The sequence below is a fragment of the Mycolicibacterium nivoides genome, assembly GCF_003855255.1.
In the GTDB taxonomy this organism is placed as follows: Bacteria; Actinomycetota; Actinomycetes; order Mycobacteriales; family Mycobacteriaceae; genus Mycobacterium; species Mycobacterium nivoides.
Genome location: NZ_CP034072.1, coordinates 4,647,540 through 4,670,894, shown reverse-complemented (window position 1 = coordinate 4,670,894; position 23,355 = coordinate 4,647,540). Strand labels below are relative to the sequence as shown.

The 23,355-nt window shown below is 66.2% G+C and carries 21 protein-coding genes; 17 read left to right on the top strand and 4 right to left on the bottom strand.

Features of this window, described 5'->3' with window-relative positions; genetic code table 11:
* Nucleotides 1–105: 105 nt before the first annotated feature.
* Nucleotides 106–1,413 (top strand): AurF N-oxygenase family protein, encoded by a 1,308-nt coding sequence (locus EH231_RS22680; RefSeq protein ID WP_090432704.1) that lies wholly within the window; start codon nucleotides 106–108, stop codon nucleotides 1,411–1,413.
* 95 nt (nucleotides 1,414–1,508) lie between these two features.
* Here EH231_RS22680 and EH231_RS22675 read toward each other — a convergent pair whose 3' ends face one another.
* Complete coding sequence (locus EH231_RS22675; protein ID WP_090432706.1) at nucleotides 1,509–2,342, bottom strand: class I SAM-dependent methyltransferase; 834 nt, start codon at nucleotides 2,340–2,342, stop codon at nucleotides 1,509–1,511.
* A gap of 155 nt (nucleotides 2,343–2,497) precedes the next feature.
* Here EH231_RS22675 and EH231_RS22670 point away from each other — a divergent pair, with 155 nt between their 5' ends.
* From EH231_RS22670 to EH231_RS22640, 7 genes are all read left to right on the top strand, one after another.
* Complete coding sequence (locus EH231_RS22670) at nucleotides 2,498–3,967, top strand: amino acid permease (RefSeq protein ID WP_090432708.1); 1,470 nt, start codon at nucleotides 2,498–2,500, stop codon at nucleotides 3,965–3,967.
* A gap of 248 nt (nucleotides 3,968–4,215) precedes the next feature.
* Complete coding sequence (locus tag EH231_RS22665; RefSeq protein ID WP_234941323.1) at nucleotides 4,216–5,379, top strand: alkane 1-monooxygenase; 1,164 nt, start codon at nucleotides 4,216–4,218, stop codon at nucleotides 5,377–5,379.
* The gene (locus EH231_RS22660; RefSeq protein ID WP_090432712.1) at nucleotides 5,376–5,549 is read left to right on the top strand and encodes a rubredoxin; all 174 of its coding nucleotides are present in this window, start codon (nucleotides 5,376–5,378) and stop codon (nucleotides 5,547–5,549) included. Before EH231_RS22665 ends, EH231_RS22660 begins: the two co-directional genes overlap by 4 nt.
* Nucleotides 5,546–5,731: a rubredoxin gene (locus tag EH231_RS22655; protein WP_044516687.1), complete on the top strand. Its 186-nt coding sequence runs from the start codon at nucleotides 5,546–5,548 to the stop codon at nucleotides 5,729–5,731. The genes EH231_RS22660 and EH231_RS22655 overlap by 4 nt, the downstream gene beginning before the upstream one ends.
* Before the next feature lie 53 nt (nucleotides 5,732–5,784).
* Complete coding sequence (gene alkX, locus EH231_RS22650; RefSeq protein WP_070187227.1) at nucleotides 5,785–6,408, top strand: TetR family transcriptional regulator AlkX; 624 nt, start codon at nucleotides 5,785–5,787, stop codon at nucleotides 6,406–6,408.
* A gap of 137 nt (nucleotides 6,409–6,545) precedes the next feature.
* Nucleotides 6,546–8,006 carry an adenosylhomocysteinase gene (gene ahcY / locus EH231_RS22645; RefSeq protein ID WP_090432714.1) on the top strand — a complete coding sequence of 487 codons (1,461 nt, stop codon included), beginning with the start codon at nucleotides 6,546–6,548 and terminating at the stop codon, nucleotides 8,004–8,006.
* A gap of 135 nt (nucleotides 8,007–8,141) precedes the next feature.
* Complete coding sequence (locus EH231_RS22640; protein ID WP_090432716.1) at nucleotides 8,142–9,032, top strand: LLM class F420-dependent oxidoreductase; 891 nt, start codon at nucleotides 8,142–8,144, stop codon at nucleotides 9,030–9,032.
* Here the strand turns inward: EH231_RS22640 and EH231_RS22635 are convergent.
* Both EH231_RS22635 and EH231_RS22630 read right to left on the bottom strand, forming a co-directional pair.
* Complete coding sequence (locus EH231_RS22635) at nucleotides 8,987–9,832, bottom strand: helix-turn-helix transcriptional regulator (protein ID WP_090432718.1); 846 nt, start codon at nucleotides 9,830–9,832, stop codon at nucleotides 8,987–8,989. The genes EH231_RS22640 and EH231_RS22635 overlap by 46 nt on opposite strands.
* A 191-nt stretch (nucleotides 9,833–10,023) precedes the next feature.
* The gene (locus EH231_RS22630) at nucleotides 10,024–10,233 is read right to left on the bottom strand and encodes a hypothetical protein (protein ID WP_124713385.1); all 210 of its coding nucleotides are present in this window, start codon (nucleotides 10,231–10,233) and stop codon (nucleotides 10,024–10,026) included.
* A gap of 74 nt (nucleotides 10,234–10,307) precedes the next feature.
* On the opposite strand from EH231_RS22630, the gene EH231_RS22625 reads away from it, so the two are divergent.
* The 8 genes from EH231_RS22625 to secA all read left to right on the top strand — a co-directional run bounded on the left by EH231_RS22625 (nucleotide 10,308) and on the right by secA (nucleotide 20,733).
* Nucleotides 10,308–10,940, top strand: a complete 633-nt coding sequence (locus EH231_RS22625) for a dTMP kinase (protein WP_090432721.1) — start codon at nucleotides 10,308–10,310, stop codon at nucleotides 10,938–10,940.
* Nucleotides 10,941–10,992: 52 nt separating this feature from the next.
* Nucleotides 10,993–11,679, top strand: coding sequence for a two-component system response regulator MtrA (gene mtrA / locus EH231_RS22620; RefSeq protein ID WP_019343547.1), 687 nt, complete (start codon nucleotides 10,993–10,995; stop codon nucleotides 11,677–11,679).
* A complete protein-coding gene (gene mtrB, locus EH231_RS22615) occupies nucleotides 11,676–13,337 on the top strand; it encodes an MtrAB system histidine kinase MtrB (protein WP_090432723.1) in 1,662 nt (553 codons plus the stop codon). The genes mtrA and mtrB overlap by 4 nt, the downstream gene beginning before the upstream one ends.
* A complete protein-coding gene (gene lpqB / locus EH231_RS22610; protein WP_124713384.1) occupies nucleotides 13,334–15,094 on the top strand; it encodes an MtrAB system accessory lipoprotein LpqB in 1,761 nt (586 codons plus the stop codon). Before mtrB ends, lpqB begins: the two co-directional genes overlap by 4 nt.
* A gap of 100 nt (nucleotides 15,095–15,194) precedes the next feature.
* On the top strand, nucleotides 15,195–16,094 hold the full coding sequence (locus EH231_RS22605; RefSeq protein ID WP_124713383.1) for a hypothetical protein: 900 nt from the start codon (nucleotides 15,195–15,197) through the stop codon (nucleotides 16,092–16,094).
* Between the two features lie 10 nt (nucleotides 16,095–16,104).
* Complete coding sequence (locus EH231_RS22600) at nucleotides 16,105–16,734, top strand: ComF family protein (protein ID WP_124713382.1); 630 nt, start codon at nucleotides 16,105–16,107, stop codon at nucleotides 16,732–16,734.
* Between the two features lie 296 nt (nucleotides 16,735–17,030).
* Nucleotides 17,031–17,714 carry a ribosome hibernation-promoting factor, HPF/YfiA family gene (gene hpf, locus EH231_RS22595; protein WP_090432733.1) on the top strand — a complete coding sequence of 228 codons (684 nt, stop codon included), beginning with the start codon at nucleotides 17,031–17,033 and terminating at the stop codon, nucleotides 17,712–17,714.
* A gap of 172 nt (nucleotides 17,715–17,886) precedes the next feature.
* Entirely contained in the window at nucleotides 17,887–20,733 is a 2,847-nt protein-coding gene (secA, locus tag EH231_RS22590; RefSeq protein WP_090432734.1) for a preprotein translocase subunit SecA, read from the top strand.
* On the opposite strand, the gene EH231_RS22585 is transcribed toward secA, so the two are convergent.
* Nucleotides 20,730–21,221 (bottom strand): Rv3235 family protein, encoded by a 492-nt coding sequence (locus tag EH231_RS22585; protein ID WP_124713381.1) that lies wholly within the window; start codon nucleotides 21,219–21,221, stop codon nucleotides 20,730–20,732. The genes secA and EH231_RS22585 overlap by 4 nt on opposite strands.
* Nucleotides 21,222–21,375: 154 nt before the next feature.
* Between EH231_RS22585 and EH231_RS22580 the strand changes: the two genes are divergently transcribed.
* Nucleotides 21,376–23,229 (top strand): ABC transporter ATP-binding protein/permease, encoded by a 1,854-nt coding sequence (locus EH231_RS22580; protein WP_090432737.1) that lies wholly within the window; start codon nucleotides 21,376–21,378, stop codon nucleotides 23,227–23,229.
* Nucleotides 23,230–23,355: the final 126 nt, after the last annotated feature.

Here is a 23,355-nt window from a genome sequence, read left to right as displayed (position 1 = left end):
AACGGACTTGCAACAACTCGTGGCACAATCCCGTGGCTAGGGCCGTGATACGGCTCTCAGGTTGATACCCTCTGCAAGGAAACTCACACATCAACGGATGGGGAAATGACAACGGTCGGCGACGCGGACGGCACAGCAACGGGGGACCTTTACTTCGAACGAGTGGAGGCCCTCTCTCGTGCTACGGTCCGTCGGCGCTTCGATCCCTACGTCGACATCGACTGGGACGCACCCGAGAACGCGTTGGACGAGCACGATCCGCGCTGGCAGCTGGACCCAGACAGTGCCCCGCTCGCGGCGACGGACTGGTATGCCCAACAGCCGTTGCAGCGTCGAATTGACATGGGCCGCTGGATCACCGCGAACACCCTGAAAGTCACGCTCCAGTTCGAAATGATGTTGATTCGCGGAGTGGTGCATTACGCCGGCAAGATGCCGAACGGTTCACCGGTATTCCAGTATCTGCTCCACGAGCTCATCGACGAATGCAATCACATCCAGATGTTCCAGGAATTCGTCAATCGCACCGGCGAGGATGTGCCAGGAATGCGGCGCGGCTCCCGGTTCATTGGACCGATCCTGGGCTTTATCGGCGGTTATGCCAACATCATCCATTTCATCGGGGTGCTGTGCGGTGAACAGCCGCTGCACTTTCAGCAGACGCTTCAGCACCGCGGCGCGGCGCACGTACCGCCGCTTCTGAACAAGATCACCTACATTCATCTGGCCGAGGAAGCTCGCCACATTTCGTTTGCCGACGACCTCCTGGCTCAGCGGATGCAACGCGTCACGCGATTGAAGCGGGCGTGGTATGCCATTCTTTTCCCATTCTTTCTCCGGTGGTTGATCGGGGAGATGATCGGTCCGCCACGCACTTTCGCCCGGCAGTTCGGGGTTCCGCGCCAGGTCTTCAAGGCGGCGTTCTGGCGCAGTGATCAGTCGCGCCAGATGATGGCGGAATCGGCCGCCGACGTTCGGCGGGTGGCCGAGGATCTCGGCCTGCGAACGACATGGTCGCGCTGGATCTGGCGAATGTTGGGTATCGAGGGGCGGTTACCGCGCTACCGGGGTGAGCCGGATCGGGGTTCGGCGATCACACGCGTGGCCGGGCTTCACACCGCTGTGACGGCGCGCCTGACAGCGGTGGCGATCATGGCGGGTGTCGCCCTGCTGGTGACACCGGACGGACTGCGGATCATCGCGTGTGCCGCTGCCGGCGCGGGCGTGTGGGCCGCCTACCACGCTCTGCGGGAACGTCGTGGCGGTGTGATGGGCAATCAACCTTTTGAATGGCCGCGGCTTTTCGTGTGGGTTGCGGTGTGCGTGGCCATGATTCCGGCAGGTGGGCTGATCGGGCTCGCTTTGGTGGTGTTCATGATCCTGGCGCTCGCCGAGTTCATGCCCACCCTCTGACGCTGCCCGAACCGTTTCGCGCACCGCTGACCGCACGCATGACAAAGCGGCGACAAGCGCCGCTGGTCAAGGGGTTTCGTTCGAGCTGACTGCCGTCAGGCGGGCTTGTGGTACGTGTACACCCGGTATTGGATGAGGCCGAGCTTGGACAGCCATTTCATCCAGCGGGTGCCGACGATCATCGTCTTCTGGGCATCCGCCGACCCCTGCTCACGGAAGAACTTGAGCAGGAACGGATACGTCGGCAACGTGTTCTTCCTGATGTTGCGCTTCGCCGCGAGTTCGAGCCCCGCTCGCTTGCCCATGGACTTGTAGCCTCGTAGGGGCACATTGCCGAGCGTTCCGTAGGACTTCGCGATCCTGGGACGGATCGCCATCCAGATCGGTGTCTTGCCGAAGAACATCAGGGTCGGGACGAAGTCGGACACCGCCAGGTAACCGCCCGGCTTGAGCACCCGCGCAGCTTCTGCGAGGAACTTCTCACGGGACGGGAAATGGAAGATGCACTCGACGGCCAGAACGCGGTCGAACGAGTTGTCCTCGAACGGCAGCTGGCAGGCGTCGGCTTCGACCCAGCCGATCTTGTTGCCGTTGGCCGGCTTGGTCTGGGCCTCGGCGGCCGCGAGCTGGCGCGCATCGATGTTCAGGCCCGTGAGATCCATGTTGGAGTAGGTGCCGTTGATCTGCTGGATGGTTCCGCCGAATCCGCAGCCTGCGTCCAGCAGCTTCTGCCCGTCGGCAACCTTTCCTGCCGCGAACAGGACGTGGTCCATCTGCTCCATGGCGGCGATGTAGTCGGCCCGGGTGCCCTTGGCGGTCCTGGGGTCCTCCCAGTAGCCCCAGTGCACCTGGTTTTCCCACAGCTGGCCGGTTTCGCCGCCGTCCTGCCGTTCATCGATCAGCAGGTCAAAGTAGGGGAGCTCAGCCATGCGCGGGACCGTATCACGATCGGGGCCAAGTGTGACGTAGACCCCACTGGGGCGGCAGGGCACGGTTCGGCGAAGTTTGAGAGTCCTACCTGTTTCACCGCCACCGTGGTGGGAACATTGCGTGACCCAGGACAGGATGAGAGGCAACACCGAATATGTCTGCCCTTCGGCGAACGAAATCTGTCGAGCAGTCGATAGCCGACACCGACGAGCCGTCGACGCGGCTGCGCAAGGACCTCACGTGGTGGGACTTGACGGTGTTCGGGGTCTCGGTCGTGATCGGCGCGGGCATCTTCACCATCACCGCATCCACGGCGGGCAATCTGACTGGGCCGGCGATCTCGATCGCCTTTGTGATCGCCGCCGTGGCCTGTGGTTTGGCCGCCTTGTGCTACGCCGAGTTCGCCTCGACCGTGCCGGTGGCAGGCAGCGCCTACACCTTTTCCTATGCCACGTTCGGCGAATTCGCCGCGTGGATCATCGGGTGGGATCTGATCCTGGAGTTCGCCGTCGCGTCCGCGGTGGTGGCCAAGGGCTGGTCGAGCTATCTCGGAACGGTGTTCGGGTTCGGCGGCGGGATCGCGGATTTCGGCGGTCTGGCGGTCGACTGGGGCGCGTTGGTGATCATCGCGCTGGTGACGGTCCTGCTGGTGGTCGGAACGAAGTTGTCGGCGCACTTCAGCCTGGTGATCACGATCATCAAGGTGTCGGTCGTGCTGTTGGTGGTGATCGTCGGCGCGTTCTACATCAAGGCCGCGAACTACACCCCGTTCATCCCGCCGAACGAGGCCGGTGAGGGGGCCACCGGCGCCGACCAGTCGTTGTTCTCGTTGCTGACCGGGGCCGCCGGCAGTCATTACGGCTGGTACGGCGTGCTGGCCGGCGCCTCGATCGTGTTCTTCGCGTTCATCGGGTTCGACGTCGTCGCGACCACTGCCGAGGAGACCCGCGATCCGCAGCGCGACGTACCCCGCGGCATCCTGGCCTCGCTCGGCATCGTCACCGTGCTCTATGTCGCGGTGTCGGTGGTGCTTTCGGGCATGGTGTCCTACACCGTGCTGCGCGATGCGCCGGACGGCCACGCCAACCTGGCCACGGCCTTCGAGGCCAACGGTGTGCACTGGGCCGCGAAGGTCATCTCGATCGGAGCGCTCGCAGGTCTCACCACGGTGGTGATCGTTCTGATGCTCGGACAGACCCGGGTGCTGTTCGCGATGTCGCGCGACGGTCTGTTGCCGCGCAAACTGGCCGTCACGGGCAGTCACGGGACACCGGTCCGCATCACTGTGATCGTCGGTGTGCTGGTGGCCATCGCTGCCTCGGTGTTTCCGATGGGCCGGCTCGAGGAGATGGTCAACATCGGCACACTGTTCGCCTTCGTGCTGGTCTCGGCGGGCGTCATCGTGCTGCGGCGGACCCGCCCCGACCTGCCGCGCGGGTTCCGCGTGCCGTGGGTGCCGGTGTTGCCGATCGCGGCGATCCTGGCGTGCCTGTGGTTGATGCTCAACCTGACCGGATTGACCTGGATCCGGTTTCTGCTCTGGATGGCGATCGGCGTGGTGGTGTACCTCGCTTACGGCCGGCGGCATTCGGTCCTGGCCAACCGGGACGTCGCCACGGTTTGACCGCCCCTGCCGGGCGGCGTGACCACTCTGATTGACAACCCGCGTACCCGGGCTGTGACGCCGCGCACTCACAGCTCTTTACAAAACATAGGCAAATGTCTAGACAGGCGACATGTTGCCGCATATAGTCAAGCCATTGCAGTGATAGCTCTCACACAAGGAGGCTCATCGTGGTGGCGGAACTCTCGAACGGACCGGACGTCGCAGACGTCGGGCAGTGGCGGGACAAGAAGCGGCATCTGTGGCTCATGGGGCTGATCGCCCCGACGGCGATCTTCGTGATGCTGCCGCTGGTCTGGGCGCTCAATCAGGCCGGCTGGCATGCCGCGGCGCAGGTGCCGCTCTGGATCGGCCCGATCCTGCTCTACGTTTTGCTGCCGCTGCTGGACCTGGGGTTCGGACCCGACGGCCAGAATCCGCCCGACGAGATGATGGAGCGGCTGGAGAACGACAAGTACTACCGGTACTGCACCTACCTCTATATCCCGTTCCAGTACGCGAGCGTCGTGATGGGTGCGTACCTGTTCACCGCGTCCGACCTCAGTTGGCTCGGGTTCGACGGCGGGCTGGGCTGGCCGGCCAAGATCGGCATCGCACTGTCGGTGGGTGTGCTCGGAGGGGTGGGCATCAACACCGCACATGAGATGGGGCACAAGCGTGACTCGCTGGAGCGCTGGCTGTCCAAGATCACGCTGGCCCAGACCTGGTACGGCCACTTCTACATCGAGCACAACCGCGGGCACCACGTGCGGGTGGCCACTCCCGAGGATCCCGCGTCGGCGCGTTTCGGCGAGACCTTCTGGGAATTCCTGCCGCGCAGCGTGTTCGGCAGCCTGCGCTCGTCGTGGGAGCTGGAAGCCCAGCGGTTGCGCCGGCAGGACCGCTCGCCGTGGCACTGGTCCAACGATGTGCTCAACGCATGGGCGATGTCGGTGGTGTTCTGGGGCGCGCTGATCGCGATCTTCGGCGTCGGTGTGGTCCCGTTCATGGTGATTCAGGCGATCTACGGCTTCAGCCTGTTGGAGTCGGTGAACTACCTCGAGCACTACGGACTGCTGCGGCAGAAGGCCTCCAGCGGCCGCTACGAACGCTGCGCGCCGGTGCACAGCTGGAACTCCGACCACATCGTGACCAACCTGTTCCTGTATCACCTGCAGCGCCACAGCGATCACCACGCCAACCCGACACGCCGGTACCAGACCCTGCGCAGCATCGACGGTGCGCCCAACCTGCCCAGTGGGTATGCGTCGCTGATCGGGCTCACCTATCTGCCGCCGTTGTGGCGCAAGGTGATGGACCACCGGGTGCTGGAGCACTACGACGGCGACATCACCAAGGTCAACATCCAGCCGCGGTTGCGGGAGAAGGTCTTGGCCCGGTACGGGGCTTCCGACACGGGCGCCGCGGCATGAGCGCCTACCGGTGCCCCGGGTGCGGCTACATCTACGACGAGGCCAAAGGCGCTCCGCGCGAAGGCTTTCCGGCCGGAACGGCATGGGATGGCGTACCTGACGACTGGTGCTGCCCCGACTGTGCCGTACGGGAGAAGATCGATTTCGAGGCAATAGGAGTAGTGACGTGAGCGAGCCATACAAGCTGTTCGTCTGCGTGCAGTGCGGATTCGAGTACGACGAGGCCAAGGGCTGGCCCGAGGACGGCATCGCCCCGGGCACGCGCTGGGACGACATTCCCGAGGACTGGAGCTGCCCGGACTGCGGCGCGGCGAAAGCCGATTTCGACATGGTCGAGGTCGTTCGGCCTTGACGGCTTCGTGCGACGCGCTCGAAAGCGGCCCGGAAAGCGATATTGTCGCCCGTGTGAGTCGGCCGCGAGACAAGCAGCGCATCCCGTATGCGGAGGCATCGCGAGTGCTGTTGCGCGATTCGATTCTCGACGGCATGCGGGAGCTGCTGCTGACCCGTGACTGGTCGGCCATCACGCTCTCGCACGTGGCTCAGGTCGCGGGTATCAGCCGTCAGACGATCTACAACGAGTTCGGTTCACGCCAGGGCCTGGCCGAGGGATATGCCATGCGCCTGGCGGACCGCCTCGTCGATGCGGTCGACGAGGCCATCAACAACAACGTCGGCGAAGTGCACGCGGCGTTTCTCGAGGGCTTCCGCGCGTTCTTCCTCGAGTCCGCCGCCGATCCACTGGTGATCTCGTTGCTCACCGGTGCCTCCAAGCCCGACCTACTGCAGATCATCACCACCGGCAGCGGGCCGATCATCTCCCGTTGCTCGCAACGGCTGACCGGAACCTTCCAGAACAGCTGGATGAAGGCCAGCGACGAGGACGCCGGGGTACTGGCCCGGGCGATCGTGCGGCTGGCGATGAGCTACGTGTCGATGCCGCCCGAAGCAGACCACGACGTGGCCGGTGACCTGGCCCGACTCATGACGCCATTCGCCGAGCGCTACGGTGTCATAGATACCCCCTAGCTGTCAGAGCGCCGCCGCTGTCAAAAACACATGAGCGCCTGTCCCGCGAGCCCGCAGGCTAGAGGTATCTGCACGTGGCGTCGCTTTTCGGCGTGCCCGTGCGCTGGCAAGCAATCACGAATGGAAGAGGGCTCTACATGACTGAGTTGAAGGCTGACAGCCGGGGCGGCATCGACTTCAAGGTCGCCGACCTGTCGCTGGCCGATTTCGGCCGCAAGGAGATCCGCCTGGCCGAACATGAGATGCCAGGCCTGATGGCACTGCGTCGTGAGTACCACGACGTGCAGCCGCTCAAGGGTGCACGCATCTCCGGCTCGCTGCACATGACCGTGCAGACCGCGGTGCTGATCGAGACGCTGGTGGCTCTCGGCGCCGAGGTTCGCTGGGCCTCCTGCAACATCTTCTCCACCCAGGACCACGCGGCCGCCGCAGTGGTGGTCGGCCCGCACGGCACCCCCGAAGATCCCAAGGGCACCCCGGTCTTCGCCTGGAAGGGCGAGACGCTGGAGGAGTACTGGTGGGCCGCCGAGCAGATGCTCACCTGGGAGGGCGAGCCGGCGAACATGATCCTCGACGACGGTGGCGATGCCACCATGCTCGTGCTGCGCGGCGCGGAGTACGAGAAGGCCGGCGTGGTTCCGCCTGCCGAAGAGGAAGACTCGGCCGAGTGGAAGGTCTTCCTGTCCCTGGTGCGCAAGCGCTTCGAGACGGAGAAGGACAAGTGGACCAAGATCGCCGCGTCGGTCAAGGGTGTCACCGAGGAGACCACCACCGGCGTGCTGCGGCTGTACCAGTTCGCCGCCGCGGGTGAGCTGGCGTTCCCGGCCATCAACGTCAACGACTCGGTCACCAAGAGCAAGTTCGACAACAAGTACGGCACCCGGCACTCGCTGGTCGACGGCATCAACCGCGGCACCGACGCGCTGATCGGCGGCAAGAAGGTGCTGATCTGCGGCTACGGCGACGTGGGCAAGGGCTGTGCCGAATCGCTGGCCGGTCAGGGCGCGCGCGTGCAGGTCACCGAGATCGACCCCATCAACGCCCTGCAGGCGCTGATGGACGGTTACGACGTGGTGACCGTCGAGGAGGCGATCGGCAACGCCGACATCGTGGTGACCGCCACGGGCAACTTCGACATCATCCTGCTCGACCACATGAAGGCGATGAAGGACCACGCGATCCTGGGCAACATCGGCCACTTCGACAACGAGATCGACATGGCGGCGCTGGAGAAGTCGGGTGCCACCCGGCTCAACATCAAGCCGCAGGTCGACCAGTGGACCTTCGGTGACTCGGGCAAGTCGATCATCGTGCTGAGCGAGGGCCGTCTGCTCAACCTCGGAAACGCCACGGGCCACCCGTCGTTCGTGATGAGCAACAGCTTCTCGAACCAGGTGATCGCCCAGATCGAGCTGTGGACCAAGAACGACGAGTACGACAACGAGGTCTACCGCCTGGCCAAGCACCTCGACGAGAAGGTGGCGCGCATCCACGTCGAGGCACTCGGCGGCACGCTGACCAAGCTCACCAAGGAGCAGGCCGAGTACATCGGCGTCGACGTCGAGGGCCCGTACAAGCCGGAGCACTACCGTTACTGAGTAACCCCTTCTGCGCGAGCAGATGCGAAAGTCCCCGAGATCCAAGGATTTCGGGGACTTTTGCATTGGTGGTGGTGCCGGTCCCATGTTGACTGCGCCCTTTCCGGTTCGGCGACCGAGCGGCAGGGTGGAGGCATGAAGTTCGGTGTCAGCACATTCCTCACTGACCGGGGCCTGGCGCCCACGAAACTGGCGATAGCCCTCGAAGAGCGGGGATTGGACTCACTTTTCGTCGCCGAGCACACTCATCTGCCGGTGGCTGGGCCGGTACCGCCCGAAGGCGACCTGCCGCCGCACGATTACTACCGGTCGCTGGATCCCTTCGTGGCGCTGTCGGCGGCCGCCGTCGTCACCGATCGACTGATCCTCGGTACCGGGGTTGCGTTGGTGGTGCAACGGGATCCGATCACGCTCGCCAAGGAGGCGGCGAGTGTGGATCACCTCTCCGGCGGTCGTTTCCAGCTCGGCGTCGGCGCCGGTTGGCTGCGTGAGGAGATGCGCAATCACGGTACCGAGCCGAGGACCCGGCTGGCGTTGATGCGCGAGCGGGTGCTGGCGATGAAGGAGATCTGGACCGCTGAGAAAGCCGAATTTCATGGCGAATTCGTCGATTTCGACCCGATCTACTCATGGCCCAAGCCGGTCGGGCGGCCCCACCTGCCGGTGCTGGTCGGCGGCAACGGCCCCACCGTGTTGGAACGGGTGCTCGAGTACGGTGACCAGTGGGCGCCGAATCTTGTTGGCACACCTGAGGAGCTGGTGACCCGGGTCAAGGAACTTCGGCGCCGGGCCGGCGAGCGCGGACGTGACCGGATTCCGGTGACGCTGATCGGTGCCGACCAGCGCGGCTACCTGGGGCCCGACCGGCAGAGCACGATCACGCCGTTGACCCGTCGCGAGCTCGAGGTGTTGGCCGACGGCGGCGTCGACCATTGCGTGTTCTTCCGCGATGCCGCGGCCGCGGAGACCGAGGCGTTGCGCTATCTCGACGAACTTGCCGAGCTGACCAGGCCGTTCCGCGACTGAGCCTGCATCAGGGCAGCGAGCCGTTCATCGGTGCCGGTCCCGGGTCTCGGGTTGTACAGCACCAGGTGCCGGCCCGGATGGTCGGTGACGGCCAGGGTTGTCTTGTCGAACACCAGCTCACCGACCTGAGGATGCAGCACGGCCTTGATCGCCTGTGAATGGTGACCCACGTCGTGCCGTTCCCACAGCTCGACGAACTCGGGGCTGACCGCGCCGAGATCATCGACGATCTCGGCGAACCGGACATCGTCGGGATACCGTGCCGCATCGGCGCGGAACGCGGACACCACCCCCGGCGCCGCCGCTGCCCAGTGGAGGTACATGTCGCGGTAGCGGCTGTTGGTGAAGAACGTGACGAGGCAGTTGCGATCGGTGGCGCCGTAGCCGAACACCCGCCGGGTCGCTTCGTTGACCGCGAGCAGATTCCAGTACCGGTCCTGCAGCATGGCCGGTCGCGGCGACCACGCCTCGAGCAGATGGAGAAGCTCGGGAGTGACTTCGGTTGCGCGCTCACCTGCCGGCGGGGGATTCAACCCCGACAGCGAATACAGGTGCGACCGTTCGGGTTGCGAGAGCTGTAGGGCAGCGCTGATCGCGTCCAGCACGCTCGACGACACGTTGATGTCGCGGCCCTGTTCGAGCCACGTGTACCAGGATGTTCCGACACCGGCCAGCAGGGCAACCTCCTCGCGGCGCAGTCCCGGGGTCCGTCGCGTGCCGCCGACCGTCAACCCCACGTCGGTCGGCTTGAGCCGGGCACGCCGGGTACGCAAGAAATCGCTGAGCTGCTCGCGCTTCATAAATCGATCGTAGAAGTGCCGCCAGGGCCGGCGCGCGCGTCGGCCTGGTGGTGTCACCACCTGGATCGGGCTCGGACGAGGTGTGCGAACGCGCGGTGGGCCCCTCCGGAGCGGGGCCCACCGTCGTGACTCCGGCTTGGCTACTTCATGTCGTCGTGCTTGCTCTTGCTGCCGGCGGTCAACCCCTGCAGCTACTTGACGATGTCGTTGACGGCGGCGGTCTTGAGCATGCCGCGCAGCTTGGTGACGCCGGCGCTTTGTGCGGTAACGCTCAGCGCGTCACCCGTCGCGAGCGGGTGCAGTCCGAACAGCGGGGGCTTGGGGGCGGGGCATTGGCCTTGCCGTCCCAGTCGTCCCATCCGCTGCCGAGCAGCACGCCGACCGTCGGCGATCTCGGGCACCGAGCGACGGTACCGGAAGAAATGCTAAGCATGGCTATCTTTGCGGGAACGTACGCCCGCGTTAGGCTGCCCGCGTGCTCATAGCGATCGAGGGTGTCGACGGCGCAGGCAAACGTACGCTGACCAACGGACTGCGGGCGGCGTTCGAGGCCGATCGCAAGTCCGTCGGCAGCCTGGCGTTCCCGCGCTATCACCACTCGGTGCCCGCCGATCTGGCCGCCGAGGCGTTGCACGGGGCGCACGGGGACCTGGCCGATTCGATCTACGCGATGGCCACCCTGTTCGCGCTCGACCGGGCCGGCGCGCGTGAGGAGATCGAACACCTGCAGGGCGCCTACGACGTCGTCATCCTGGACCGCTACGTCGCCTCGAATGCCGCCTACAGCGCGGCCCGGTCGCACCAGGGTGCCGACGGTGAAGTGGTGGCCTGGGTGCGTGAGCTCGAGTTCGACCGCCTCAAACTGCCCAGGCCGGATTGGCAGGTGCTGCTCGACGTCCCGACCGAGCTGGCCGCGCAGCGCGCCGAGCACCGGGCCAACACCGAGGCCGATCGCGCCAGAGACGCGTACGAGCGCGACGGCGGGCTGCAGCAGCGCACCGGTGAGGTCTACGCCGGGCTGGCTGCGGCCGACTGGTGCGGGCGATGGGCCATCGCGGGCCCGGATGTGGACCCGGACGCCCTCGCGGGTCGGCTAAGCAGCAGATAAAGCGGAGAAACCCGCGTGTGGTACCCCGGTTTTATCGCGATCGGGTGACACCATGGACACTATGAGGCAAAGGATCCTTGTCGTCGACGACGACCCATCGCTGGCCGAGATGCTCACCATCGTCTTGCGTGGTGAGGGATTCGACACGGCGGTCATCGGAGATGGCAGCCAGGCACTCACCGCGGTCCGCGAACTACGGCCCGATCTGGTCCTGCTGGACCTGATGCTGCCCGGCATGAACGGGATCGACGTGTGCCGGGTGCTCCGTGCCGACTCCGGCGTGCCGATCGTGATGCTGACGGCGAAGACCGACACCGTCGACGTGGTGCTGGGCCTGGAATCCGGCGCCGACGACTACGTGATGAAGCCGTTCAAGCCGAAGGAGCTGGTCGCCCGCGTGCGCGCGCGGCTGCGCCGCAACGAGGACGAGCCCGCCGAGCTGCTGTCGATCAACGATGTCGAGATCGATGTGCCGGCCCACAAGGTGACCCGTCAGGGCGAGCAGATTTCGCTGACGCCGCTGGAGTTCGATCTGCTCGTGGCGCTGGCACGCAAACCACGCCAGGTGTTTACTCGTGATGTGCTGCTCGAACAGGTGTGGGGATATCGCCACCCCGCTGACACCCGTTTGGTGAACGTGCATGTCCAGCGGTTGCGGGCCAAGGTTGAGAAAGACCCGGAGAACCCGCAGGTGGTGTTGACCGTTCGAGGAGTGGGATACAAGGCCGGACCCCCGTGATCTTCAGCTCCAGACGGCGCATCCGTGGTCGCTGGGGAGGTTCCGGCCCACTGTTGCGCGGATTGGGGACGCTCGGCAGAGCGCTGAGCATGGTGTGGCGTCGTTCGCTGCAACTGCGGGTGGTCACGCTGACGCTGGGGCTGTCGCTCGCCGTCATCCTGGTTCTCGGTTTCGTGCTGACGAGCCAGATCACCGACCGCATTCTCGAGGTCAAGGTCAAGGCTGCCACCGAGGAGGTCGAGCGCGCCCGCATCACCGTCGGCGGCATCGTCGGTGGTGAGGAGAGCCGCTCGCTCGACAGCAGCCTGCAGTTGGCCCGGAACACCCTGATCGATCGCAAGGCCGACGCCCGTGCGGATGTGGCGGGGGCGTTCGACGCGGTGCTCATCGTTCCCGGCGACGGCCCGCGTGAAGCCGCCGCGGCCGGGCCGGTGCAGCAGGTGCCGAAGGCGTTGCGGGACTTCGTCAAGGCCGGGCAGGTCAGTTACCAGTACGCCACGGTGCATACCGATGCGTTGTCCGGGCCGGCGTTGATCGTCGGCAGCCCGGCGTCCTCGTCGGTGCCCAATCTTGAGCTGTACCTGATCTTTCCGCTGAACAACGAGGAAAGCACCATCTCGCTGGTGCGCGGCACCATGGCGACCGGCGGCGTGGTGCTGTTGGGTCTGCTGGCCGCCATCGCCCTGGTGGTGGCCCGGCAGATCGTGCAGCCGGTGCGCTCGGCCTCGCGGATCGCCGAGCGGTTCGCCGAAGGCCACCTCACCGAGCGGATGCCGGTGCGCGGTGAGGACGACATGGCCCGGCTGGCGGTGTCGTTCAACGACATGGCCGAGAGCTTGTCGCGCCAGATCCAGCAGCTCGAGGAATTCGGTAACCTGCAGCGCCGCTTCACTTCTGACGTCAGCCACGAACTGCGCACCCCGCTGACCACGGTGCGCATGGCGGCCGACCTGATCCACGACCACAGTGAGGATCTGGACCCTGCCTTGCGCCGGTCCACCGAACTGATGGTCAACGAACTGGACCGCTTCGAGACCCTGCTGGCCGATCTGCTGGAGATCTCCCGTCACGATGCCGGTGTCGCCGAGCTGTCGGTGGAGTCGGTCGATCTGCGTTCCACAGTGCAGAGCGCGCTGGACAACGTGGGGCACTTGGCGGCCGACGCCGAGGTCGAGCTCGACGTCAACATGCCCGAGGGCGAGGTGATCGCCGAGGTGGATCCTCGCCGGGTGGAACGGATCCTGCGCAATCTCATCGCCAACGCCATCGACCATGCCGAACGCAAACCGGTCCGAATCCGGATGGCCGCCGACGAGGACACCGTCGCGGTCACCGTCCGCGACTACGGCGTCGGCCTGCGTCCCGGCGAGGAGAAACTGGTGTTCAGCCGCTTCTGGCGGTCGGATCCGTCGCGGGTCCGGCGTTCCGGTGGCACCGGGCTCGGCCTGGCCATCAGCATCGAGGATGCGCGCCTGCACCAGGGCCGGTTGGAGGCCTGGGGTGAGCCGGGCAAGGGCGCCTGCTTCCGCCTGACGCTTCCGTTGGTGCGTGGCCACAAGGTGACCACCAGCCCGCTGCCACTCAAACCCGTTGCACCGCAGCAGAAGCAGCGGCAGCGTCCCAACCGTGACCGGGAGCATGCGGAGGAGAACGTGTGAAGCGCCTGCTGACGGTGATGATCGTCGGTCTGGTAGTTCTGGTGTCCGGGTGCGCGGGAATTCCGAATTCGTCTTCCCCGCAGGCGATCGGCACGGTCGACAAGCCGGCACCACCGAATCTGCCCAAGCCGGCGCCGGGGATGGACCCCGACGTGCTCCTGCGTGAATTCCTCAAGGCCACTGCCGATCCCGCAAACCGGCATCTGGCGGCCCGGCAGTTCCTCACCGAGTCGGCGTCCAGCTCATGGGACGACGCCGGCAGCGCGCTGCTGCTCGACCGGGTGGTGTTCGTCGAAACCCGTGGCTCGGACCGGGTTTCGGTGAACATGCGGGCAGACATCCTCGGGTCCCTGTCCGATATGGGAGTGTTCGAGACAGGGGAGGGGGCACTGCCCGACCCCGGTCCCATCGAGCTCGTCCAGACCCCGGGCGGCTGGCGCATCGACAAGCTGCCCAACGGAGTTTTCCTCGACTGGCAACAGTTTCAGTCGACTTACAAGCGCAACACGCTCTACTTCGTCGACCCGACCGGAACCACCGTCGTGCCCGACCCGCGCTACGTCGCGGTCTCCGACCCCGACCAGCTGGCCACCGAACTGATCTCCAAACTGGTGGCCGGGCCACGTCCGGAGATGTCCAGAGCGGTGCGCAACCTGCTCGAAGCGCCGCTGCAGCTACGCGGTCCGGTAACCCGGGCCGACGGTGGCAAGACCGGGGTGGGCCGCGGTTACGGCGGTGCCCGGATCGATCTCCAGAACCTCTCGACCACTGATCCGCACAGTCGTCAACTGCTTGCCGCACAGGTCATCTGGACCCTGTCGCGGGCCGGGATCAGCGGGCCCTACGTGATCAACGCCGACGGCGCGCCGCTGGACGACCGCTTCGCCGACGGATGGGAAACCTCCGATGTCGCGGCCACGGATCCGGGCGCGGTGCCCGGTGCCGCCGCGGGCCTGCATGCGCTGGTGGGCGGCTCACTGGTGGCGCTGGACGGGCAGAGCACCAGCCGGGTGCCCGGGGCCTTCGGTTCGGCACCCAATCAGAAGTCGGCTGCGGTGTCGCGCAACGGTCAGAACGCGGCGTCGGTGGTCGTGCTGCCCGATGCCCCGGAGGCGACCGCCGCCTCACTGTGGATGGGACCGCTGGGCGGGCCCACCGCCATGGCCATCGAGGGCCGAACCCTGACCCGGCCGAGCTGGTCCCTCGACGACGCGGTATGGGTGGTGGTCGACGATGCCAACGTGGTGCGTGCCATCCGTGACGCATCCGGTGTGCCGGCCCGCATTCCGGTCGACGTGGCCGCGGTGGCCACCCGCTTCCCGGGCCCGATAACCGAACTGCAGCTCTCTCGCGACGGCACCCGGGCGGCGATGGTGATCGGCGGACAGGTGATCCTGGCCGGGGTCGAGCGAACCCCCGAGGGACAGTTCCTGCTGACCTACCCGCGGCGCCTCGGCTTCGGCCTGGGCAACACCGTGGTGTCGCTGTCCTGGCGCACCGGCGATGACATCGTGGTCAGCCGGACCGATCCGGCGCACCCGGTGTCGTACGTCAACCTCGACGGGGTGAATTCGGACGGGCCCAGCCGAAATCTTGTGGCCCCGGTGGGCACGGTGGCCGCCAATCCGTCGACGGTGTACGTCGCCGACCAACGCGGTGTGATGCAGCTGTCCGCGTCGGTCAGTGAGGACAACCCCGGGTGGGTCGAGGTGCGCCCACTGATGGTTCCCGGCTCGCTGCCCGTGCTGCCCGGCTGAGGCATTGGCCAAATCGGCTGAGGCTCTGAGGCTCTGCAAAAAAGAGGTGTCGTTACCCGCTCACGGTCAGACATAGGCTGAGGGCGACCGAGGGGGCGGCATGGCAGAAGATCGTGACAACGCGTATCCGGCAATGACGGCCGACGAGATGGCGCATATTCGGCGCCTCACGCTGCAGGTGCTGGCGGCGCGTCGGGTCGAGGCGGTGTTCGCCGCGGACGGCGCCACGGTGAAGTGTTCGGACGGGTCGAGTTACGGCCTCGACAACCTGGTCCGCACGTGTCGCAAGGCAGGGCAACAGGATTGGCCCGCACTGGTGGACAAGCACTTCGCGGACATGCTCGCCGCGCGGGACCGCCCCAGGGTCGAGGACATGGACTTCTCCGAACTGCTCGAACGGGTGCGGGCCAGGGTGCTGTCGACCGAACAGGTCGAGTCCTCACCAGGGGGCATGCTGTCGTACGGATGGCCTGTCGCCGACGGCCTGACCGAGGTGCTGTGTATCGACTACCCGGACGTCGTCGCCTACCTCAACACCGACCAGGTCTGCGCCCGGGACGCCGGCCGGTTGCGCGAGGCGGGTCGGTGCAACACCGTCGCCGAGCCGATCGACGAGGTCATCCGCCGCAGTGACGATGATGCGGAATTCTCGATCCTGGCAGGCGAATCGGTGTTCGTCGGCTCGAAGATCCTCGACATCGGGGCCTTGGTGCCCGATTACCTGCCGGTGACGCCGCACGGCGCGATCGTCGGCGCGCCGTCGCGAAACCTGCTCATGGTCCATCCGATACACGCCGCGGGCCCGCTGCTCGCGGCGGTGAACGCCATGGCGCACCTGTGCCAGACGCTCAGTGCCGGCAACCCGGGCCCGATCAGCGGCGACCTCTACCACTGGAACCGTGACCTGCAGCGGATCACCTCGCTGGACCCGCAGACCCAGACCATCTCGGTACTGGCCCAGGGGGCGTTCGGCGACGTGCTCACCGCACTGACGGGCTGAGCACCGTCGCATGTTCGACCTCATCCTGCCGCTGGAGTGCGGCGGCTGCGGCGCGCGCTCGACCAGATGGTGCGCGTCGTGCGCCGGACAACTCCGGGTCGGTGACGACGAGCCGCACCTGTTCACCCCGCGAGCCGATCCGGGAGTCCCGGTCTTCGCGCTCGGCCGCCACGCCGGTGCCCGCAGGCGCGCCATCGTGGCGGTCAAGGAGCACGGTCGGACCGACCTCATCACCCCGCTGGCCGGCGCGCTGAACACCGGCCTGCGGCACCTGCTGACCTGGGGGATCATCGGCACTCCGGTGACCGTCGTACCGGCTCCCACCCGGCGCGCCGCAGCGCGTCGTCGCGGTGGTGATCCGGTCGGCCGGATCGCGACCTCGGCGGCGGCCGGGCTGCCCGGCGTCCACGTCGTGGCGGCCCTGCGCCTGCGGCCGTGGGTGCGTGATTCGGTGGGCCTGTCGGGCGCCGCACGCCAACGCAACATCTCCGGCCGGGTCCGTCTGATCAGACCGATCGAGGGCGAGGTGGTGTTGGTCGACGACATCGTCACCACCGGGGCTACGGCAGCCGAATCGGTGCGGATGCTCACCCGCGCCGGGGCGCAGGTGTCTGCTGTGCTGGCGCTTTCGCACGCCTGACGCGTCTGTCATTTCGGTGGGATCAAACCCACATGAAGAACTGAAAACACGTATTTGAAATTGGTGGCACGAGTGGGTGAACACGGACTACCGTCGGCAGCAACCACCCGTGAATGACTCACGGCGGCGCTCCCGCAACGCAGCGCCACTTCACCGCCAAACGGTAGGAGGTGAGTACCCGACACCTTTCGCCGATGGGTGGAGCAAACTATTCGGCCCATCGGCACCATCACGATTCGTTGAGAAGTAGGGCACGCACAATGCGTGTGACAACTGAGAGAAACGAGTTGCCGAGTATGTCAACCCATTCCCCGGAAACAAGCGCCACCATGGTGGTCGACCCCGACGAGCAGGTCGGCGACGCCACCCCGGAGCCGAACGCAGAGGTTGTGGTCAAGGGTCGAAACGTCGAAGTTCCGGACCACTTCCGTATCTACGTCTCGGAGAAGTTGTCGCGCCTGGAGCGGTTCGACCGCACCATCTACCTGTTCGACGTCGAGCTCGACCACGAACGCAACCGCCGTCAGCGCAAAAACTGCCAGCACGTCGAGATCACGGCCCGCGGCCGCGGACCGGTGGTGCGCGGCGAGGCCTGCGCCGACAGCTTCTACGCCGCTTTGGAGTCAGCGGCCGGCAAACTCGAGAGCAGGCTGCGCAAGAGCAAGGACCGCCGCAAGATCCACTACGGGGACAAAACCCCGGTCTCGCTGGCCGAAGCGACCGCACACGAGACGCTTTTCGAGAACCAGCCGACGGCGACGGCCGACGCCGGACTGGCCGACGGCCTCGACGACCATGAGCCGGGCCGGATCGTGCGGACCAAGGAACACACGGCGACGCCGATGACCGTCGACGACGCCCTCTACGAGATGGAGCTGGTGGGGCACGATTTCTTCCTGTTCCACGACAAGGAGAGTGACCGGCCGTCGGTGGTATATCGCCGCCACGCCTATGACTACGGGCTGATCCGCCTGGCTTAGCGCGTCTCGGCCAGAGACCAAGAAGCAAAACCGCACCTCGGAGCATTCCGGGGTGCGTTTTTGCTTCTTCGCGCCAGCAGAACCAGCGACTTCGACCGGTCACCTACGATGGAGGCCAACAAGCCCGACCGATCCCACCCACGGGATCCATCGAACCCACAGGGGAAATAGCGTGCTGTCGAAGTTGCTCCGTCTCGGTGAAGGCCGCATGGTCAAGCGCCTCAAGAAGGTGGCCGACTATGTCGACACCTTGTCCGACGACATGGAGAAGCTCTCGGACGCCGAGCTGCGAGCCAAGACCGACGAGTTCAAGAAGCGGATCGCCGACGGGGAAGACCTCGATGACCTGCTGCCCGAGGCGTTCGCCGTCGCCCGTGAAGCCGCCTGGCGGGTGCTGAGCCAGAAGCACTTCGAGGTCCAGATCATGGGTGGCGCGGCCCTGCACTTCGGCAACGTCGCCGAGATGAAGACCGGTGAGGGCAAGACCCTGACCGCGGTGCTGCCCGCCTACCTCAACGCGCTGGGCGGCGAGGGCGTGCATGTCGTCACGGTCAACGACTACCTGGCCAAACGCGACAGCGAGTGGATGGGCCGCGTGCACCGGTTCCTGGGCCTGGACGTGGGTGTCATCCTGTCCGGGCTCACCCCCGAAGAGCGCCGCGCGGCGTACGCCGCCGACATCACCTACGGCACCAACAACGAGTTCGGCTTCGACTATCTGCGTGACAACATGGCGCACTCGGTCGAGGACATGGTTCAGCGCGGCCACAACTTCGCGATCGTGGACGAGGTCGACTCGATCCTCATCGACGAGGCCCGTACCCCGCTGATCATCTCGGGCCCCGCCGACGGAGCGTCCAACTGGTACAGCGAATTCGCCCGGCTGGCCCCGCTGATGGAGAAGGACACCCACTACGAGGTCGACATCCGCAAGCGCACCATCGGTGTGCACGAGCTGGGTGTGGAGTTCGTCGAAGACCAGCTGGGTATCGAGAACCTCTACGAGGCCGCCAACTCGCCGCTGGTCAGCTACCTCAACAACGCCATCAAGGCCAAGGAGCTGTTCCAGCGCGACAAGGACTACATCGTCCGCGACGGCGAGGTGCTCATCGTCGACGAGTTCACCGGCCGTGTGCTGCTGGGCCGGCGCTACAACGAGGGCATGCACCAGGCCATCGAGGCCAAGGAGCACGTCGAGATCAAGGCCGAGAACCAGACTCTGGCCACCATCACGCTGCAGAACTACTTCCGCCTCTACAACAAGCTCTCCGGCATGACCGGTACGGCCGAGACCGAGGCCGCCGAGCTGCACGAGATCTACAAGCTGGGCGTGGTGCCGATCCCGACCAACCGGCCGATGGTCCGCCAGGATCAGTCCGACCTGATCTACAAGACCGAGGAAGCCAAGTACATCGCGGTCGTCGACGACGTGGCGGAGCGCTATGAAAAGGGTCAGCCGGTCCTGATCGGTACCACCAGCGTCGAGCGCTCGGAGTACCTGTCGCGCCAGTTCACCAAGCGCAAGATTCCGCACAACGTGCTCAACGCGAAGTACCACGAGCAGGAGGCGAACATCATCGCCGAGGCCGGCCGGCTCGGCGCCATCACCGTCGCCACCAACATGGCCGGTCGCGGTACGGACATCGTGCTCGGCGGCAACGCCGACTTCCTGGCCGACAAGCGGCTGCGCGAAAAGGGCCTGGACCCGGTGGAGACCCCCGAGGAGTACGAGGCCGCCTGGGACGACACCCTCACGACCATCAAGGAGGAGGCCGGCAAGGAGGCCGAGAAGGTCGTCGACGCCGGCGGGCTGTACGTGCTGGGCACCGAACGCCACGAGTCCCGGCGTATCGACAACCAGCTGCGCGGCCGCTCCGGCCGCCAGGGCGACCCGGGCGAGTCCCGGTTCTACCTGTCGCTGGGCGACGAGTTGATGCGACGGTTCAACGGCGCGACGCTGGAGTCGCTGCTGACCAGGCTCAACCTGCCCGACGATGTGCCGATCGAGGCCAAGATGGTCACCCGCGCCATCAAGAGCGCCCAGACACAGGTCGAGCAGCAGAACTTCGAGGTCCGCAAGAACGTCCTCAAGTACGACGAGGTGATGAACCAGCAGCGCAAGGTCATCTACAAGGAACGGCGGATGCTGCTGGAGGGCGAGAACCTCCAGGAGCAGGCCCACGACATGCTGGTCGACGTGATCACCGCGTACGTCGACGGTGCCACCGCCGAGGGCTACGCCGAGGACTGGGACCTGGCCAAGCTGTGGGAGGCGCTCAAGACGCTGTACCCGGTCGGTATCGACCACCACGACCTGGTCGACACCGATGCGGTGGGCGAGCCCGGTGAGCTGACGCGTGAGGAACTGCTCGACGCGTTGATCAAGGATGCCGACCGCGCCTACGCCGAGCGTGAGAAGCAGCTCGAAGAACTGGCAGGCGAGGGCGCCATGCGTCAGTTGGAGCGCAACGTCCTGCTCAACGTGATCGACCGTAAGTGGCGCGAGCACCTCTACGAGATGGACTACCTCAAGGAGGGCATCGGACTGCGGGCGATGGCGCAGCGCGATCCGCTGGTCGAGTACCAGCGCGAGGGCTACGACATGTTCGTCGGCATGCTCGATGCGCTGAAGGAGGAGTCGGTCGGATTCCTGTTCAACGTTCAGGTCGAGGCCGCGCCGGCGCCTGCCGTCGCACCGGTGGCCGCGCCCAGTGGTCTGGCCGAGTTCGCTGCGGCCGCCGCGGCGAAGGCCGGGGAGGCCACGGCCGCTGACGCGGATTCGGGTGCGGTGGCCACCAAGGAGCGGCCGGCGCCTGCGTTGCGTGCCAAGGGCATCGAGAACGACGCACCCCCGCTGACCTACACCGGACCGTCCGAGGACGGCACCGCCGAGGTGCAGCGCTCGGGCGGAAGTGGACGGCATTCCGCTTCGTCCGGTGGCACCCGGCGCGAGCGTCGCGAAGCGGCCCGCAAGCAGGCCAAGACCGGCCGGCCGGCGAAATCGCACCGTAAGAGCTAGCCCAGCTGTAGCGCAGTGAGTTGCCAACGGCCACTGCGTAATTCGATACGCCCTGCGATGGCGCGCACCCGCGCTCCGCGGGTGTAGGTGGCGAACAGCTCGGCAGCCTCGGCTGAGGCTGCCGGGCGTAGTCCCACCCGGCGAAGGCTCGCCGTGGTCCGGTGGCGTGCCCCGGCGGCGGCGACGACCGCGTCGACCAGCAGTTGGCTCATCAACGACCTCAGCTGGGCCGGAGGCCTGCGCCGGTCGACGACCTCGAGGACCCGGCGCAGTGCCATGTCGGCGAACTGCGCGGCACCGGGCTGCACTTGCCGTTCCGGCTCGGCGCCGACCAGGCGCGACCGGCGCGGGGTATGCCCGTGCAGCACTGTCGGTGCCTGGCAGGCGGCCGGCACGACAACTGGAGCCGGTGGCATTCCCAGCGGCAGCGCGGGCGGCTCGCAGTCGATGACCGGGGAGGTCAGCGCGGCGGGTTTCGGGATGGGCACAGACAACCTCCAGCGGTCGGCATTGCGGACGACATCTGCTGGAGAGGTGCAGACCTCCTCATGATCGCATGGGTTCGGCGTGCCGGAAGCACGGATCATCGGGCACCCAGTTTCGCCGGTTAGCGTGGCGAGAGTCGTCGAACCAGGGGGACAGATGGTTCAGCCCAGCATCGATTGGCCGGCGGAGCCGCTGCGCTCGCTGATGTGGACGTTGCAGGCATGGGTGATCACCCTCGTGGTGTTTCTCGCCGTGGCGGTGCTCATCGCGAGGTTCACCCGGTGGGGACGGCAGTTCTGGCGGGTCAACGCACCGTTCTTCAGCGGCCGGGGCAGTTGGCGCACCTGGGCGCTGCTGGCCTTCATGCTGTGGCACACCGTGTATTCGGCGCGGGTGGTGGTGATCTTCACCTACCAGTACGCGGATCTGATGAACGCGGTGCAGGCCGGTTCGGAGGCGCTGGCCACCCACGACCCGGCCAAACTGGATGCCGCGCGCAGCGCGTTCATGACGTCGTTCGCGATCAGCGGGATCCTGGTGGCGCTCACGGTGATCTATACGGTGGTCGACCTGTTCCTGCGCCGGGTCTTCTCGATCCGTTGGCGGGTCTGGCTCAACACCCGACTCGTTGACGACTGGATGGCCGGTGATGCGTTCTACCGCAACCGCTTTCTGGACCCGCCGGTGGAGAACCCCGATCAGCGCATCCAGACCGACGTCGAGACTTTCACCACCAAGTCGGTCGACCTGAGCATCGGGGCGGTGAGCAAGTCACTGCTGATCGTGATGTTCACCGGCGTGCTGTGGCAACTATCGGGGCCATTGCAGTTGGGCGGCTGGGTGATTCCGCGGGCCATGGTGTTCGTGGCGTTCATCTTCTCGATCACGGTGACCGTCATCGCATTCTGGATCGGCCGCCCGCTGGTGCGGCTGAACTTCCTCAACGAACGGTTCAGCGCCAGTTTCCGGTATGCGCTGGTGCGGCTGCGGGACAGCGCCGAACGAGTGGCCTTCTACCGGGGCTCCGAGCGGGAACGGCAACTGCTGCACTCCCGGTTCGCCGAGGTGATCGCCAATATGTGGCGCATCGTGTTCGCTCAGCTCCGGCTCAACGGCTGGAACCGCGGCGTCGGTGACGTGACGACCGGCATGATCCCCTACATCGTGCAGGCCCCCCGGTTCTTCAGCGGCCAGATCACTCTCGGCGGACTGCTGCAGACCGTCGCGGCCTTCGGAAATGTCTGTGCCGCAATGGCGTTCTTCCGTGACAGCTATGACGAGTTCACGGTGTACCGGGCCGCCCTGATGCGCGTCGACCAGATGCTCGACAGCGATCACCGGGCCAGGGAGCTACCCCGCATCTCGGTGGGCACCACGCGAGATTCGCTCGGGCTGACCGATGTGCGGGTCGGTGACCTGCGGGGGCGCCCGCTGATCACCGACCTCACGATGATGCTGAACCCGGGGGACAGTGTGGTGGTGAAGGGTCCGTCGGGATGCGGCAAGACCACCCTGCTGCGAAGCCTTGCCGAGTTGTGGCCGCGGACATCCGGACTGGTCGAGTATCCGCCCGGATGGGCGACGCTGTTCCTGCCCCAGCTGCCGTACCTGCCGCTCGGCGATCTGCGAGCCGCCGTGGTGTACCCGCTTCCGATAGCCGACGTGAGCGACAGCGAACTCCGGGACACGTTGCGCGCGGTGGCCCTCGGACATCTGACGGAACGGCTGGAGGAGGAGGCCGACTGGGCATCGGTGCTGTCGCTGGGCGAACAACAGCGGGTCTCGATCGCGCGGGTGCTGTTGGTGCGCCCGCGGGTGGTGTTCCTCGACGAGTCGACGTCCGCGTTGGACGAGGGACTTGAGGACGCCATGTATGAGTTGATGCGTGAGCGGTTACCCGGGTGTGTGGTGGTCAGCGTGGGACACCGGTCCACGATCGACCGTCATCATCGGTCCCGGCTGAGCCTGGAGGGCGATGGGCGATGGGAGCTCTCGGCGATTTCGGCATGAACGCCCGGGACCTCCGACATGAACGCCGGCGCGAAATTGACGCGCGGCAGCACCCGTGATGCGCGGTGGCCGAATCGCCGGTTAACGTGACGGGGTTCAGGGGGGCGAGAAGGGGAGGTTGGCGCC

Bases quoted from the DNA above. Each gene is read 5' to 3' on its own strand.
- EH231_RS22680 (WP_090432704.1), top strand. From the start codon at position 106: ATGACAACGGTCGGCGACGCGGACGGCACAGCAACGGGGGACCTTTAC.
- EH231_RS22675 (WP_090432706.1), bottom strand. From the start codon at position 2,342: ATGGCTGAGCTCCCCTACTTTGACCTGCTGATCGATGAACGGCAGGAC.
- EH231_RS22670 (WP_090432708.1), top strand. From the start codon at position 2,498: ATGTCTGCCCTTCGGCGAACGAAATCTGTCGAGCAGTCGATAGCCGAC.
- EH231_RS22665 (WP_234941323.1), top strand. From the start codon at position 4,216: ATGGGGCTGATCGCCCCGACGGCGATCTTCGTGATGCTGCCGCTGGTC.
- EH231_RS22660 (WP_090432712.1), top strand. From the start codon at position 5,376: ATGAGCGCCTACCGGTGCCCCGGGTGCGGCTACATCTACGACGAGGCC.
- ahcY (WP_090432714.1), top strand. From the start codon at position 6,546: ATGACTGAGTTGAAGGCTGACAGCCGGGGCGGCATCGACTTCAAGGTC.
- EH231_RS22640 (WP_090432716.1), top strand. From the start codon at position 8,142: ATGAAGTTCGGTGTCAGCACATTCCTCACTGACCGGGGCCTGGCGCCC.
- EH231_RS22635 (WP_090432718.1), bottom strand. From the start codon at position 9,832: ATGAAGCGCGAGCAGCTCAGCGATTTCTTGCGTACCCGGCGTGCCCGG.
- mtrA (WP_019343547.1), top strand. From the start codon at position 10,993: ATGGACACTATGAGGCAAAGGATCCTTGTCGTCGACGACGACCCATCG.
- EH231_RS22605 (WP_124713383.1), top strand. From the start codon at position 15,195: ATGGCAGAAGATCGTGACAACGCGTATCCGGCAATGACGGCCGACGAG.
- EH231_RS22600 (WP_124713382.1), top strand. From the start codon at position 16,105: ATGTTCGACCTCATCCTGCCGCTGGAGTGCGGCGGCTGCGGCGCGCGC.
- hpf (WP_090432733.1), top strand. From the start codon at position 17,031: ATGTCAACCCATTCCCCGGAAACAAGCGCCACCATGGTGGTCGACCCC.
- EH231_RS22580 (WP_090432737.1), top strand. From the start codon at position 21,376: ATGGTTCAGCCCAGCATCGATTGGCCGGCGGAGCCGCTGCGCTCGCTG.